This is a genomic window from Halomonas rhizosphaerae (genome assembly GCF_030010555.1).
Classification (GTDB): domain Bacteria; phylum Pseudomonadota; class Gammaproteobacteria; order Pseudomonadales; family Halomonadaceae; genus Halomonas; species Halomonas rhizosphaerae.
This window is the reverse complement of record NZ_JASCQP010000027.1, coordinates 168,945-182,671: the sequence shown is the minus strand read 5'-3', so window position 1 is coordinate 182,671 and position 13,727 is coordinate 168,945. Positions and strand designations below refer to the sequence as shown.

Below are 13,727 nucleotides of genomic sequence, written 5' to 3'. Positions count from 1 at the left end.
GGTATGACCCATGAAACGCAAGATGATCCTGGCCGGTACCCTGGCCAGCCTGATGGCCGCTGCCAGCCTGGCCCAGGCAGAGGAGAGCCGCCTGCCGGCGGAGCGCCTCGACGACATCCTGGCCCAGGCCAGCGCCTTCGGCTTCACCTACTTCGGGGAGATCGAGGTAAAGGACGATGACAGCGTGGAGATCGAGGGCTGGCTCGACGACGAGTGGCAGGCCGAGGTCCGGCTGTCGCTGGAGACCGGCGAGTCCCTCGAGGAGGAGCGCAAGCGTCGCGAGGGTGGCGCCTGGGGGATGAACGAGGACGAGGTGCGCCTGGCCATGGAGGCCGCGGTGGCCGAGGGGCTGGCCGAGTTCGAGGAGATCCAGGTCGACCGTGACGGCCGCGTCGAGGTCGAGGGTCGCGATGGCGAGGGCCGCGAGCTCGAGGTCAGGAGTCGCCAGGGCGAGGAGGGCACGAGCGAGGTGGAGCGCGACTGAGCCCATCGCCGGGGCCTTGCCCCGGCGATTCCCCCACCCGGCATGAAGCCCGTCATGAAGAGGGCCCGGCGCGACAGCTTCGCGCCGGGCCCTTTCGTGCGGGCGCGGTTCAGGTCATGCGCTGCAGGCTGCGTTCGCCGAGCCACCACTGGTGGGCCAGTGCGGCGAGCACATGGCCGGCGATGACGAACCACAGCAGATTGGCGAGCAGCTCGTGGGTCTCCTCGAAGGCCTCCTCGAGCCACTCGATCTCGGTTCCCGCCGCGATCAGCGGGGCTCCGAAGAGGGTCACGCCCTCGCCGCTGCCCCAGGCCGCGAGCAGGCCGCTGAGCGGGATGATCAGCAGCAGGGCATAGAGGGCCAGATGGCCGAGCCGCGCGGCCAGACGCCAGTGGGCGGGCGGGGCCGGACGGCCGCGGTTGACGGCGCGCCAGGCCAGGCGGAAGGCGAGCAGGGCCAGCAGCGCCATCCCGATACTCTGGTGCAGGTCCATCGCGGTGGCCTCGCCGAGGGCCTCGAAGTCCTCCATCCACCAGTCGCTGCCCAGCATCAGCAGGACCAGCAGGGCCATGGACCAGTGGAGGGCGCGGGAGACGGGGCCGTAGCGGCGTTCGGTATCGAGCCAGTTCATCAGGATCACTCCTCGTTGGTGGGTACGTGATCCGTCTTACACCTCCTCGCCTTGCAGCAGCCTTAACGTCCCGTTCATCCGGCATTCATGTGGCGCAGCCGCGCTCCCGACGGTTTCTTCCCTGTGGCTCAGCCCGCCGAGCCGTAGAGCCCCATCACGCTGACCAGGATGAGCACCCCGCCGAGCACCCGGAAGTAGAGGTTGGTGCGGCTGGCGAGCATGTGCTGGTGGGCACGTTCGCCGAGCAGGTGGCCGGCCAGGGCGCAGGGCAACAGCCACAGGTGGTGGATGAGCTGCAGGTCGACGCCGGCGATCACGAAGGAGACCATCTTGATCAGCACAAGGATGAACCACAGCACGAAGAGGGTATCGCGCAGCTGGTGGGCGGCGACGTGGGTGGCGAAGACCGCGACGATCAGCGGGGCGCCGATCAGCGAGGTACCGCTGACGTAACCGCCCAGCGCCAGCAGCACCGCGTCCACCACCCGGTTGCGGCTGCGAAAGGGCCTGTCGAGCAGGTAGCCGACGGCATAGACCATCACGATCACGAAGATGATGTTGGTCAGGACGTTGCCCGGCAGGGTCAGCAGGCCGACCACCCCGATCAGCTTGGGGATGATCATCACCTTCATCGCCCTGAGCAGGTAGCCCCAGTCGATATTGCCCTCGGTCGGCGCCTGGCCGGCGTTGTCGGCCACCAGCTGCCGGTGGCCGCGCCAGGCGATCCAGCTGGAGAAAATCAGCAGGTGCACGGCGATGATCGGCAGGAAGACCAGCGGCTCGTCGAGCACGAGCAGCAGGAAGGGCAGCGACAGCACGGCGCCGCCGAAGCCCAGGCTGGTGCGCACGAACCCGCTCCAGACGAAGATCAGCCCGATCAGGACAAGCTGGGGGATCTCGAGGTCGGCCATCAGGGCGCTCCTTTCCCGTGTGGAGGTGTCATGGCGGCAGTGCGCCCCAGACGCCGGTGAGTACCTCCAGCGCCTCGGCGATCACCGCCTCCTCGCCGCGGTCGCGGCGCCAGACGAAGCTGAGCGCGCAGGGCAGGCGCACGCCTTCGGCGACCACCAGGCCGCGCTCCTGGCGCTCGGCCATGGCAAGCGCATCGCGGGCCAGGCTGAGGCCCACGCCGGCGCGCACCAGGTCGAGCATGCAGGCCTCCTGGTCCACCTGGGCCACGCCGTTGGGCACGATGCTCAGCGGGTCGAGCACGCCGTGCAGGAGGCGGTAATGGGCGGAATTCTCGGGCGTGGTGATCCACGGCAGGGTGGCGAGCCGGGGCCAGTCGGCGCCGGCCAGACGGCTGCCCCAGCCGGCCGGGGCGATCACGTGGTAGTCGAAGTGGGTGAGTTCGCAATGGGCGATTTCCGGGTCGCCCGGCCCCTCGCCGGGCGGCGCCAGGAAGAAGCCGACGTCCAGCTCGCCGCGCCGCACCCACTCCAGCACGGTGCCGCTCATGCCGTGGTGCAGCTCGGTCTCGAGCTGCGGGGCCCGCTCCACCAGGCGACGCAGGAAGGCCCCCAGGCGGATGAACTCCGGGTCGACGATGGTGCCGATCTTGAGCCGGCCACGCAGCGTGCTGTGCAGGGCCCGGGCGTTCTGCTCGAAGGCGGCCATGGCCGCCAGCGCCTTCTCGGCGGCGGGCAGCAGCGCTCGGCCGTCGGCGGTGAGCTCCAGCCCCTGGGGGCGGCGCTGGAACAGCGCGAGGCCAAGGCTCGCCTGGAACTGCTTGAGCTTCAGGCTCACCGCGGGCTGGGTCAGGTGCAGGCGCTCGGCGGCACGCGAGACGCTGCCTTCCCTAGCCACGGTGACGAAGGCACGCAGGGTCTGGAGGTCCTGCATGGTGTCGCTTCCTTGGGTGGAGTGATATCAGCCAAATTTATACGCTGATTTTGAATTACTCAATTGATCCTGATGGCGATAGGGCTAGTCTAGGCGCCAATGGGGGCACTTCTGTTACTCCCCCTCCCCGACAACGGACGTCCATCCCCGATTCCGACAACGACGAGACGAGACCGCCATGAGCACAGCCAGCATCCCGCATTATATCAACGGGCAAATGTCAGCCGGCGAATCCGGCCAGCACCAGGCCGTGACCAACCCGGCCACCGGCCAGGTGACCGGCCAGGTGGCCCTGGCCTCCCAGGCCGATGTGGCCACGGCGGTGGACGCCGCCAAGGCCGCCTTCCCGGCCTGGGCCGATACCCCGCCGATCCGTCGCGCCCGGGTGATGTTCAAGTTCCTCCAGCTGCTGGGCGAGCACAAGGATGACCTGGCGCGGGCGATCACCCTGGAGCATGGCAAGGTGTTCACCGATGCCCAGGGCGAGGTGGCGCGCGGCATCGACGTCGTCGAGTTCGCCTGCGGCATCCCGCAGCTGCTCAAGGGCGACTACACCGAGCAGGTCAGCACCGGCATCGACAACTGGACCCTGCGCCAGCCGCTGGGCGTTGTCGCCGGCATCACTCCCTTCAACTTCCCGGTCATGGTGCCGATGTGGATGTTCCCCATCGCCATCGCCGCCGGCAACACCTTCATCCTCAAGCCGAGCCCGCTGGACCCCAGCGCCTCGCTGCTGATCGCCGACCTGCTCAAGCAGGCGGGGCTGCCGGATGGTGTCTTCAACGTGGTGCAGGGCGACAAGGATTCCGTGGAGGCGCTCCTTGACCACCCCGACGTCAAGGCGCTCTCCTTCGTCGGCTCCACGCCGATCGCCAACCTGATCTACGAGCGGGGTGCCCGCCACGGCAAGCGCGTCCAGGCCCTGGGCGGCGCCAAGAACCACATGGTGGTGATGCCCGATGCCGACCTCGACAAGGCCGTGGATGCGCTGATCGGCGCCGCCTACGGCAGTGCCGGCGAGCGCTGCATGGCGATCAGCGTGGCGGTGCTGGTGGGCGACGTGGCCGACGAGCTCGTGCCGCGCCTGGCCGAGCGGGCGCGCGCGCTCAAGGTCAAGAATGGCCTGGAGCTGGATGCCGAGATGGGCCCGATCGTCACCGCCCAGGCGCACCAGCGCATCACCGGCTATATCGAGAAGGGCGTGAGCGAGGGTGCCGAGCTGGTCGTCGATGGCCGTGACTTCGATGCCGCCGCGACCGGCGACGACTGCGCCGAGGGCTTCTGGATGGGCGGCTCGCTGTTCGACCACGTCACCCCGGAGATGACCATCTACCAGGAGGAGATCTTCGGCCCGGTGCTGGCCTGCGTGCGGGTGCCCGACATCGCCACCGCCATCCAGCTGATCAACGACCACGAGTTCGGCAACGGCGTGAGCTGCTTCACCGAGAGCGGCAGCGTGGCCCGAGAGTTTGGCCGGCGCATCCAGGTGGGCATGGTCGGCATCAACGTGCCGATCCCGGTGCCCATGGCCTGGCACGGCTTCGGTGGCTGGAAGCGCTCGCTGTTCGGCGACACCCACGCCTACGGCGAGGAGGGAGTGCGCTTCTACACCAAGCAGAAGTCGATCATGCAGCGCTGGTCGGATTCCATACATGGCGGCTCCGAGTTCGCCATGCCGACCCACAAGTAAGGCTGCCGATCATTGAATGAGCGAGAGGCGCCGGGGACGACGTGAAGAGGAAGTTATGTCGTCACCGGAACAGCCTCGAGTGAAGTCATCACCGAGAGCGTGCCATGGCTGACCAGGAATTCGACTATATCGTGGTGGGGGCCGGCACCGCCGGCTGCCTGCTGGCCAACCGCCTGAGCGCCGACCCGGCCAACCGGGTGCTGCTGATCGAGGCGGGCGGTCGCGACAACTACCACTGGATCCACATCCCGGTGGGTTACCTCTACTGCATCAACAACCCGCGCACCGACTGGTGCTATCGCACCGAGGCCGACCCCGGCCTCAACGGTCGCTCGCTGATCTATCCCCGCGGCAAGACCCTGGGCGGCTGTTCCAGCATCAATGGCATGCTCTATATCCGCGGCCAGTCGCGCGACTATGACGGCTGGGCCGAGGCCACCGGCGACGACGCCTGGCGCTGGGAGAGCTGCCTGCCCGACTTCATGAAGCACGAGGATCACCACCGCCTGGATGCCGGCGGCGATGCCGACGCTGCCCACCGCGACTACCATGGCCACGGCGGCGAGTGGCGGGTGGAGAAGCAGCGCCTCAAGTGGCAAGTGCTCGATGACTTCGCCACCGCGGCCGTGGAGGCCGGCATCCCGCGGACCCGCGACTTCAACCGCGGCGACAACGAGGGGGTCGACTACTTCGAGGTCAACCAGCGCTCGGGCTGGCGCTGGAACACCTCCAAGGCCTTCCTGCGCGGAGCCGAGAAGCGCGACAACCTGACCCTGTGGCACTCCACCCAGGTGCTGGGGCTCGAACTGGAACGAGGAGGCGAGCCCGGTCAGGGCGACCAGCCCCGTTGCACCGGCGTGCGCGTCGAGCGCGGCGGTAAGGCGATCACGGTGCAGGCCGGCCGCGAGGTGGTCCTCTCTGCCGGCGCCATCGGCTCGCCGCAACTGCTGCAACTCTCCGGCATCGGCCCGGCCGACCTGCTGCGCGAGCACGATATCCCGGTGATCCATGACCTGCCGGGGGTCGGCGAGAACCTCCAGGACCACCTGCAGATCCGCTCGGTGTATCGGGTGACGGGCGCCAAGACCCTCAACACCATGGCCAACTCGCTGGTCGGCAAGGCGGGCATCGGGCTCGAGTACCTGCTCAAGCGCTCGGGCCCCATGAGCATGGCGCCCTCGCAGCTGTGTGCCTTCACGCGCAGCTCCGACGAGTACCAACATCCCAACATCGAGTACCACGTCCAGCCGCTGAGCCTCGAGGCCTTCGGCCAGCCGCTGCATGACTTCCCGGCGATCACGGCGAGCGTGTGCAACCTCAACCCGACCAGCCGTGGCACGGTGCGCATCAAGAGTGCCGACCCGCGCCAGGCCCCGGCCATCGCGCCCAACTACCTGAGCACCCCGGAGGATCGCAAGGTGGCGGCGGACTCGCTGCGGGTCACGCGGCGCATCGCCGAGCAGCCGGCCTTCGCGAGGTATTCGCCCGAGGAGGTCAAGCCGGGCCTGGAGTACCAGAGCGACGATGACCTGGCCCGCCTGGCGGGGGACATCGGCACCACCATCTTCCACCCGGTGGGCACCACCAGAATGGGGCGTGACGACGATCCCATGGCGGTGGTGGACGCTCGCCTGCGGGTAAGGGGCGTGGCGGGGCTGCGCGTGGTGGATGCGGGCGTCATGCCCACCATCACCAGCGGCAACACCAACTCGCCGACGCTGATGATCGCCGAGAAGGCCGCGGGCTGGATCCTCGGCGGGACGTAACGGGCTCTTCTCCTCTCGAGACACGACAACGGCAGGCCTTGGCCTGCCGTTGTCGTATCGGGGAAGGTGTTGCCGACGCGGGCTCCCTTGCCATCGATGGCGTCATGGCGATGGGCATTCGGACGTCCCGGTGATCCCGCCCGGCGGGTCGGGCCTCTCCAGGTGCGTCCTCGTGGGCGCCATGGAGGGCGGCAATATTCCTGTCATGCACAGCAAATAGTGTTTGACCTGCGCCCGGCAACGGCGCACTATGCCCGCAGTTGGTTAGCAAGTGGAACATCGCAAGTGGTCATCGAAAGCTCATGGCGTCGATTTCCCGGTGAAAGTTTCTTGTTTTACCCACTGCAACTCGGGTATTTCCCGGCACAATCTAACGCTATTCGAGGAATTCGATAATGGCTACCGGTACTGTCAAGTGGTTCAACGACACCAAGGGCTTTGGCTTCATTTCTCCGGACGACAACGGTGACGACCTGTTCGCTCACTTCTCCGAGATCAAGGCCGAAGGCTTCAAGTCCCTGCAGGACGGTCAGAAGGTCTCCTTCGACGTCACCCAGGGCAAGAAAGGCCTCCAGGCTTCCAACATCCAGGTCATCGGCTGAACGTCGACCGACCCTGATGTGACTGCCTCACGGCAGGTGAGAAAGGCCCGCGAAAGCGGGCCTTCCTCGTTGTGCAGCCTTCGTTATTTATATTCCAATAAAACATAGATAGATTTCTAAAAATAACTTTTTAGAATAACTGGTGGCGGTCACAATGGGCCTTTCCCTTTCGTGACCGGACCTGACCATGCCGCTGGATGCCTGGCTCTCTCTCGCCGTCGTCATCGCCGTCTTCCCGCTGATGGCCTTCTCGCGCGTGGGCCCCGATATCGTGCTGCTCGGTGCGGTAATCCTGCTGCTGACCCTGGGGGTGATCGACCCCGGCCAGGCCCTGGCGGGCTTCTCCAGCACGGGCCTGTTCACCGTGGCCTTCATGTATGTGCTGGTCACCAGCATCCGCGAGACCGGTGGCATCGACCTGATCATCCGCCATGTGCTGGGGCGTCCCCGCAGCGAGGGGCGGGCGCTGGTGCGCCTGCTGCTGCCGGTGGCCTCGCTGAGCGGTTTTCTCAACAATACCCCCGTAGTGGCGACCTTCATCCCGGCCGTGCTGAGCTGGAGCCGGCGCGTGTCCGTGCCGGCGCATCGCCTGCTGATGCCGCTCAGTTTCGCCTCGATCCTCGGCGGCACCATCACCCTGTTCGGCACCAGTACCAACCTGGTCGTGCATGGCCTGCTGATCGATCGTGACCCCTCCCTGGCCATGGGGCTGTTCGACATTGCCTGGGTGGGCGTGCCGGTGGCGGTGGTGGGTCTGGTCTACCTGATCCTGCTGGGGCCGCGGCTGCTGCCGGCGCGGCGAGGGGCGGAGGCGGCCTTCGAGAATCCCCGCGAGTTCACCATCGAGATGGAGGTGGACCCCGGCGGCCCGCTGGTCGACCGAACGGTGGAGGAGGCCGGGCTGCGCCACCTCCAGGAGCTGTTCCTGGTCGAGATCGAGCGCGAGGGCAACATCGTCAGCGTGGTGGGGCCGGGTGAGCGACTCAAGGGCGGCGACCGTCTGGTATTCGCCGGCACCAGCGAGGGGGCCGTGGAACTGCAGCAGATCCGCGGCCTGGTGCCGACCCGGCAGGGCGCGTCGAGCCTCGAGAAGGACTTCAAGGAGCGCCGCCTGGTGGAGGCAGTGGTCTCCGACCAGTGCCAGTTCATCGGCCGGCGCATTCGCGACGGCCACTTCCGGACCCTCTATGGTGCCGCCGTGCTGGCGGTGTGCCGTGGCGGCGAGCGGGTCGCCGGCAACCTCGGCCAGATTCGCCTGCAGCCCGCCGACGTGCTGCTGCTGGAGGCGCGCCCGCCCTTCATCGAGCGGCATCGCCAGTCGCGCGACTTCCTGCTGATCAGCAAGGTCAACGGCTCGGCCCGTCCGGTCCACGAGAAGGCCGGGCTGGCCTGGGGCATCCTGGCCGGCGTGGTGCTGCTGGCCACCCTGGGTGTGACCAGCATGATGAATGCCGCCATGCTCGGTGCGGCCCTGGCGCTGGCCACCGGCTGCTGCACGGTGGGGGCGGCCAAGCGGGGGCTGGACACCCAGGTGCTGCTGACCATCGCCGCCTCCTTCGGGCTCGGCGCGGCACTGGAAAGCTCGGGGGCGGCGGCCACCCTGGCCGACGTTGCCCTGGGGCTGGCCGACGGCAACCCCTGGCTGCTGCTGAGTGCGGTCTATGTGCTGGTGACCCTGCTGACCTCCCTGGTCACCAACAACGCCGCCGCGGTGATCACCTTTCCGGTGGTCATGGCCAGTGCCGAGAGCCTTGGCGTGAGCCCGATGCCCTATGTGGTCGTGGTGATGTTCGCCGCCTCGGCCAGCTTCCTGACGCCCATCGGCTACCAGACCAACCTGATGGTCTTCGGCCCCGGTGGCTACCGCTTCGGTGACTTCCTGCGCCTCGGCGGGCTCCTGAACCTGCTGACCGCCGCGGTGGCCCTGGCCCTGATCCCGCTGATCTGGCCCTTCTGAACTCGCTCGCCGCCGGGCGGCGTTTGCGGTAGGGTGTCGACCTTTGACCGATCCCCTGAGCGGCCCTGGAGACGATCTCATGAATCACCCCGGCGAACTGATCATCGAGCCGAGAAACGGCAAGCCCGCGGACGCCTGCGTCTTCATCCTCCACGGGCTGGGTGCCGACGGCCATGACTTCGAACCGCTGGTGCCGGCGCTGCCCCTGCCCGACGATGCCGGCGTGCGCTTCATCCTGCCCCATGCGCCGCGCCTGCCGGTGACCATCAACGGCGGCATGGTCATGCCGGCCTGGTACGACATCAAGGAGATGAGCCTCGACCGTCAGATCGACGAGCCTCAGCTGATGGCCTCCGCCGAGCGCATCCAGGCCCTGGTGCGGGAACAGGTCGAGCACGGCATCGACAGTCGTCGCATCATCCTGGCGGGCTTCTCCCAGGGCGGGGCGGTGGCCTACCAGGCGGCGCTCTCCTTCGAGGCGCCGCTGGGTGGCCTGCTGGCACTCTCCACCTACTTCGCCACGGCCGACAGCATCGAGCTCTCCGAGGCCAATCGCGGCCTGCCCATCGAGGTGCACCACGGCAGCTTCGACCCGGTGGTCCCCGAGTCGCTGGGCAAGGCCGGCTACGAGCAGGTCGAATCGCTGGGCTATCCGGCACACTATCGCCGCTATCCCATGGCCCATGCGCTCTGCCCGCAGCAGGTCGGTGACATCGGCCGCTGGCTCGCCGAACGCCTCGCCCGCTGAGGGGCTCCGTTCCATGCCCATGAGTGCCCCATGACGGCGGCCACGTCCCCGGCCGCCGGGCTGCTCGCCTGCTGGCGCAGTGCGCGCCCCGGCTTTCTGGTGCTCTCGCCGCTCTGTGCGGGCCTGGCGGTGACCACCGCCTGGCAGGATGGCCACGCCCCCGAGGGGCACGCGATCCTGCTGGTGCTGCTCGCCGCCCTGCTGGCCCACGCCGCGGTGAACCTGTTCAACGAGCATCACGACTTCGTCAGCGGCCTGGATGCCACCACCGTCCGCACGCCCTTCTCGGGCGGCAGTGGCTCGCTGCCCCGGCACCCCGAGGCGGCGGGGGTGGTGCGGCGCGCCGCCTTCGCCTGCCTGGCCGGGGTGGTCGCCATCGGTGCCTGGTTCCTGTGGCGCTCGGGCCCGGTCATGCTGCTCTACGGGCTGCTCGGCATGGCGCTGGTGGTGGCCTACACCGGCTGGCTGACCCGACGCCCCTGGCTCTGCCTGGCGGCGCCGGGGATCGGCTTCGGCACGCTGATGGTGGTGGGCGCGAACCAGGCGCTCACCGGAACGTTCTCCGCCACGGCCCTGGCCGCCTCGCTGGTGCCGACCCTGATGGTCAGTGCGCTGCTGCTGGCCAACCAGCTGCCGGATATCGAGCCTGACCGCCAGGCCGGGCGCCACCACCTGCCCATCGTGCTGGGTCCGAGGCGCGCGGCGCGCCTGGTGGCGGTCCTGGTGCTCGGTGCTTATGCGGTGATCCCGCTGGCCTGGCTGGGTGGCTGGCTGCCCGCCTGGGCCTTGCTGATGTGGCTGGCCGCCCCCGCGGCACTGAGGCTGGCGGTCGGGCTCTGGCGCTTGCCTGCCGAGCTGGCCCCCGGCGATCCCTCGCCGCTGCTGCCGTGGCTGGGGCTGAATGTCGCCCTGCTGCTGGCCAGCCTGGCACTGCTCAATCTCGGGCTCTGGCTGACGGCCTGAGGCTTCGGCCAAGGTCGTCTCGACAGCCTCGGGAGGGCGGGGCAGGATGGCCTGTCGATATTCCGCATGCCGTCAGGACCGAAACCATGAGCGCTTCCCCCTTTGCCAACCTCCCCGATGCCCTGGGCTATTTCGGCCGCTTCGGTGGCCAGCTGATCCCCCCGGAGCTCAAGGCGGTGATGGACGAGATCGACGCCGCCTACGAGGAGATCCGCGTCCGCGAGGACTTCCGTAACGAGCTGGACGGCCTCTTCGCCGACTACGTGGGGCGTCCCAGCCCGATCTTCCATGCCCGGCGGCTCTCCGAGAAACTGGGCGGCGCCCAGATCCACCTCAAGCGCGAGGACTTGAACCACACCGGCGCCCACAAGATCAACCACTGCCTGGGCGAGGCGCTGCTCGCCAAGTTCATGGGCAAGACCAAGGTGATCGCCGAGACCGGCGCCGGGCAGCACGGCGTGGCGCTGGCGACCGCCTGCGCCCTGGTGGGCATCCCCTGCGAGATCCACATGGGGCAGGTGGACATCGAGAAGGAGCACCCCAACGTCACCAAGATGAAGATCCTGGGCGCCACCCTGATCCCGGTGACCCGCGGCACGGCGACCCTCAAGGATGCCGTGGACAGCGCCTTCGAGGAGTACCTCAAGGATCCACAGCACTTCATCTACGCCATCGGCTCGGTGGTGGGGCCGCACCCCTTCCCGAAGATGGTGCGCGACTTCCAGTCGATCATCGGCCGCGAGGCTCGCGAGCAGTTCCTGGCGCGTCACGGCCACCTGCCCCATCACGTTACCGCCTGCGTGGGCGGCGGCTCGAACGCCATCGGCATGTTCACCGCCTTCCTGGAGGATGACGGCGTGCACCTGGTGGGCGTGGAGCCGGCCGGCGAGGGGCTCGACACCCGTCGTCATTCCGCCACCCTGACCCTGGGCCGGCCCGGCGAGATCCACGGCATGGCCTGCTACGTGCTGGAGGACGAGGCGGGCCATCCCATGCCGGTGCACTCCATCGCCTCGGGCCTCGACTATCCGGGCGTGGGGCCGCAGCACAGCTACCTCAAGGAGCTGGGCCGGGTGGACTACCAGAGCGCGACCGATGACGAGTGCCTCGAGGCCTTCCTGACGCTCTCGCGGGTCGAGGGGATCATCCCGGCGCTGGAGAGCGCCCACGCCGTGGCCTGGGCCATGCGCGTGGCCCCGACCCTGCCGGTCGACCAGCATATCCTGGTCAATCTTTCCGGCCGCGGCGACAAGGACGCCGACTATGTGGCCGACCGGCTGAAACTCTAGCGGGCCTCGTCATTTTTCGATGTGTTGCGTGCCATCCTGGGGTAGGGTGGGGAATGGGGGCGGGAGGCCCCTTTCCGAAACCGATGCGGGGATCCCCAGGGTGCGGGGCATGGCGCGAATCAGGGACAAGTGGCGAAGGTGGATATCGCACAGGAGGGAGCAGGAGCCGCTGGCCGAAGCGCTGCTGGACTGCTTCCCGGGTGTCGTCGTGCTCACCGATGCCCACGGGGTCATCCTGCGCGTCAACCCGGGTTTCGAGCAGCATAGCGGTCATTCGGCCAAGGCCCTGGTCGGCCGCCGCATCACCTGCCTGGACGTGGACCCGCTGCATGGCGACATCAGCCATGCCCTGGCCCACTGCGTCGCGCGTCGCCGGCCCTGGCGGGGCGTGTTGCTGTGTCGCCGGGCCGACGGCGGGCTGACCCATCAGGATGGCGACTTCCAGCCCCTTGGCGCGGACCGGGGCGAGCCGCTGCGGCTGCTGGTGACCCTCCACGACATCACGGAGCTGCGTCAGAAGGCGCTGCACGACCACGCCCTGCTGGAGCGGCTCCAGGGGACCCTCTCGCGGCTCCCCGGGGCGGTCTTCCAGCTTCGCCAGGACGCCCGGGGCGGACTCGACTTCCTCTATCTCAGCGACGGGCTGTGCTCGCTTTCGGGCCTGTCGTCGCGCTCGGTGATGGACCGCAGCGACGCGCTGCTGGAGCGGGTTCATGTCGAGGACCAGAGCCCCCTGAGCACCTCCCTGGCCCAGTCGGCGGTGAGCCTGGAACCCTGGGCGCTGGAGTTCCGCCTCGAGACGGCCGACGGCATCCGCTGGCTCGAGGGCCGGGCAAGCCCCTCTCGCCGCCGTGACGGCACGACCCTGTGGGACGGCATGCTGCTCGACATCACCCCGCGCAAGCAGGAAGAGCAGCGCACCCAGCGGCTGGTCAGCACCGACATGCTCACCGGGGCGCTCAATCGCCGGGCCTTCTTCGACTTCGGCGAGGCGGTGCGCGCCCATGCCGCCCGCCAGGGCCGCTCGGTGCCCGTGGCGATGCTCGATATCGACCACTTCAAGCGCCTCAACGACAGCCATGGCCATGCCGTCGGTGACCTGGCCTTGCAGGCCTTCGCCATGACCTGTCGTGATAGCCTGCGCCCCTATGACCTCTTCGCCCGCATCGGCGGCGAGGAGTTTGCCATCATGCTGGTGGACAGCTCACCCGAGGAGGCCTGGGGAGTGCTCGACCGCCTGCGCGCCGCGGTGGAGGCGATCGAGATCGAGGTGGCGGACACCACGCTGTGGATCACGGTGAGCCTGGGTCTGGCGGTGCTGCCACCCGAGGGCAGCCTGGACCTGGCGTTGTCCCAGGCCGACCAGGCGCTCTACCGGGCCAAGCACGAGGGGCGCAATCGACTGGCAGGGTCGCCGGACTATTCCCGGATTCACGAGGATGCCCGCCGATGACGGGGCGGGTGGCTGGAGAATCGCGGACGAAATCGGCAGGATGGGTACCATCCACCACGCAACCCAAGGAGCATTGCCATGTCCCTGTCGGAAGACTTTCGCCTGCCGGTCGCCTGTCCGAGCTGCGGCAGCCACCTGATGCGGGTCTCCCAGGTGAAGAACCCCGATGACCAGGTGCACTGCGCCTCCTGCCATCGCTTCGTCTGCCTCTGGCACGAGGCCCAGACCGTACTGAGGAAGGGCCCCTGCAGCGAGAGCGAGGCGCTGATCGAGAAGGCCGTCAACCGCCAAGACCGCTGAGT

Annotated in this window: 13 protein-coding genes; 10 read left to right on the top strand and 3 right to left on the bottom strand. The window is 68.3% G+C overall.

Going from position 1 to position 13,727, the window contains the following annotated elements:
- Positions 1 to 10 precede the first annotated feature (10 nt).
- On the top strand, positions 11 to 484 hold the full coding sequence (locus QLQ83_RS11625) for a PepSY domain-containing protein (RefSeq protein WP_282735691.1): 474 nt from the start codon (positions 11 to 13) through the stop codon (positions 482 to 484).
- A gap of 109 nt (positions 485 to 593) precedes the next feature.
- On the opposite strand, the gene QLQ83_RS11620 is transcribed toward QLQ83_RS11625, so the two are convergent.
- The 3 genes from QLQ83_RS11620 to QLQ83_RS11610 all read right to left on the bottom strand — a co-directional run bounded on the left by QLQ83_RS11620 (position 594) and on the right by QLQ83_RS11610 (position 2,957).
- Complete coding sequence (locus tag QLQ83_RS11620; protein ID WP_282735690.1) at positions 594 to 1,115, bottom strand: cytochrome b; 522 nt, start codon at positions 1,113 to 1,115, stop codon at positions 594 to 596.
- A 128-nt stretch (positions 1,116 to 1,243) separates the two neighbouring features.
- Positions 1,244 to 2,026: a TSUP family transporter gene (locus QLQ83_RS11615; protein WP_282735689.1), complete on the bottom strand. Its 783-nt coding sequence runs from the start codon at positions 2,024 to 2,026 to the stop codon at positions 1,244 to 1,246.
- 28 nt (positions 2,027 to 2,054) lie between these two features.
- Positions 2,055 to 2,957, bottom strand: coding sequence for a LysR family transcriptional regulator (locus tag QLQ83_RS11610; protein WP_282735688.1), 903 nt, complete (start codon positions 2,955 to 2,957; stop codon positions 2,055 to 2,057).
- A 178-nt stretch (positions 2,958 to 3,135) separates the two neighbouring features.
- Between QLQ83_RS11610 and QLQ83_RS11605 the strand changes: the two genes are divergently transcribed.
- The 9 genes from QLQ83_RS11605 to QLQ83_RS11565 all read left to right on the top strand — a co-directional run bounded on the left by QLQ83_RS11605 (position 3,136) and on the right by QLQ83_RS11565 (position 13,725).
- On the top strand, positions 3,136 to 4,647 hold the full coding sequence (locus QLQ83_RS11605; RefSeq protein ID WP_282735687.1) for a CoA-acylating methylmalonate-semialdehyde dehydrogenase: 1,512 nt from the start codon (positions 3,136 to 3,138) through the stop codon (positions 4,645 to 4,647).
- A gap of 104 nt (positions 4,648 to 4,751) precedes the next feature.
- Positions 4,752 to 6,413, top strand: coding sequence for a GMC family oxidoreductase (locus QLQ83_RS11600; protein ID WP_282735686.1), 1,662 nt, complete (start codon positions 4,752 to 4,754; stop codon positions 6,411 to 6,413).
- 395 nt (positions 6,414 to 6,808) lie between these two features.
- Positions 6,809 to 7,015, top strand: a complete 207-nt coding sequence (locus QLQ83_RS11595) for a cold-shock protein (protein ID WP_040185674.1) — start codon at positions 6,809 to 6,811, stop codon at positions 7,013 to 7,015.
- Positions 7,016 to 7,202: 187 nt separating this feature from the next.
- Entirely contained in the window at positions 7,203 to 8,972 is a 1,770-nt protein-coding gene (locus QLQ83_RS11590; protein WP_282735685.1) for an SLC13 family permease, read from the top strand.
- 79 nt (positions 8,973 to 9,051) lie between these two features.
- Positions 9,052 to 9,720: an alpha/beta hydrolase gene (locus QLQ83_RS11585; protein WP_282735684.1), complete on the top strand. Its 669-nt coding sequence runs from the start codon at positions 9,052 to 9,054 to the stop codon at positions 9,718 to 9,720.
- Positions 9,721 to 9,750: 30 nt separating this feature from the next.
- A complete protein-coding gene (locus QLQ83_RS11580; RefSeq protein WP_282735683.1) occupies positions 9,751 to 10,683 on the top strand; it encodes a prenyltransferase in 933 nt (310 codons plus the stop codon).
- Positions 10,684 to 10,769: 86 nt separating this feature from the next.
- The gene (gene trpB, locus QLQ83_RS11575; RefSeq protein ID WP_282735682.1) at positions 10,770 to 11,972 is read left to right on the top strand and encodes a tryptophan synthase subunit beta; all 1,203 of its coding nucleotides are present in this window, start codon (positions 10,770 to 10,772) and stop codon (positions 11,970 to 11,972) included.
- 109 nt (positions 11,973 to 12,081) lie between these two features.
- Positions 12,082 to 13,425 (top strand): sensor domain-containing diguanylate cyclase, encoded by a 1,344-nt coding sequence (locus QLQ83_RS11570; protein ID WP_282735681.1) that lies wholly within the window; start codon positions 12,082 to 12,084, stop codon positions 13,423 to 13,425.
- 78 nt (positions 13,426 to 13,503) lie between these two features.
- Positions 13,504 to 13,725 (top strand): hypothetical protein, encoded by a 222-nt coding sequence (locus QLQ83_RS11565; RefSeq protein ID WP_282735680.1) that lies wholly within the window; start codon positions 13,504 to 13,506, stop codon positions 13,723 to 13,725.
- The last annotated feature ends 2 nt before the right edge of the window (positions 13,726 to 13,727 follow it).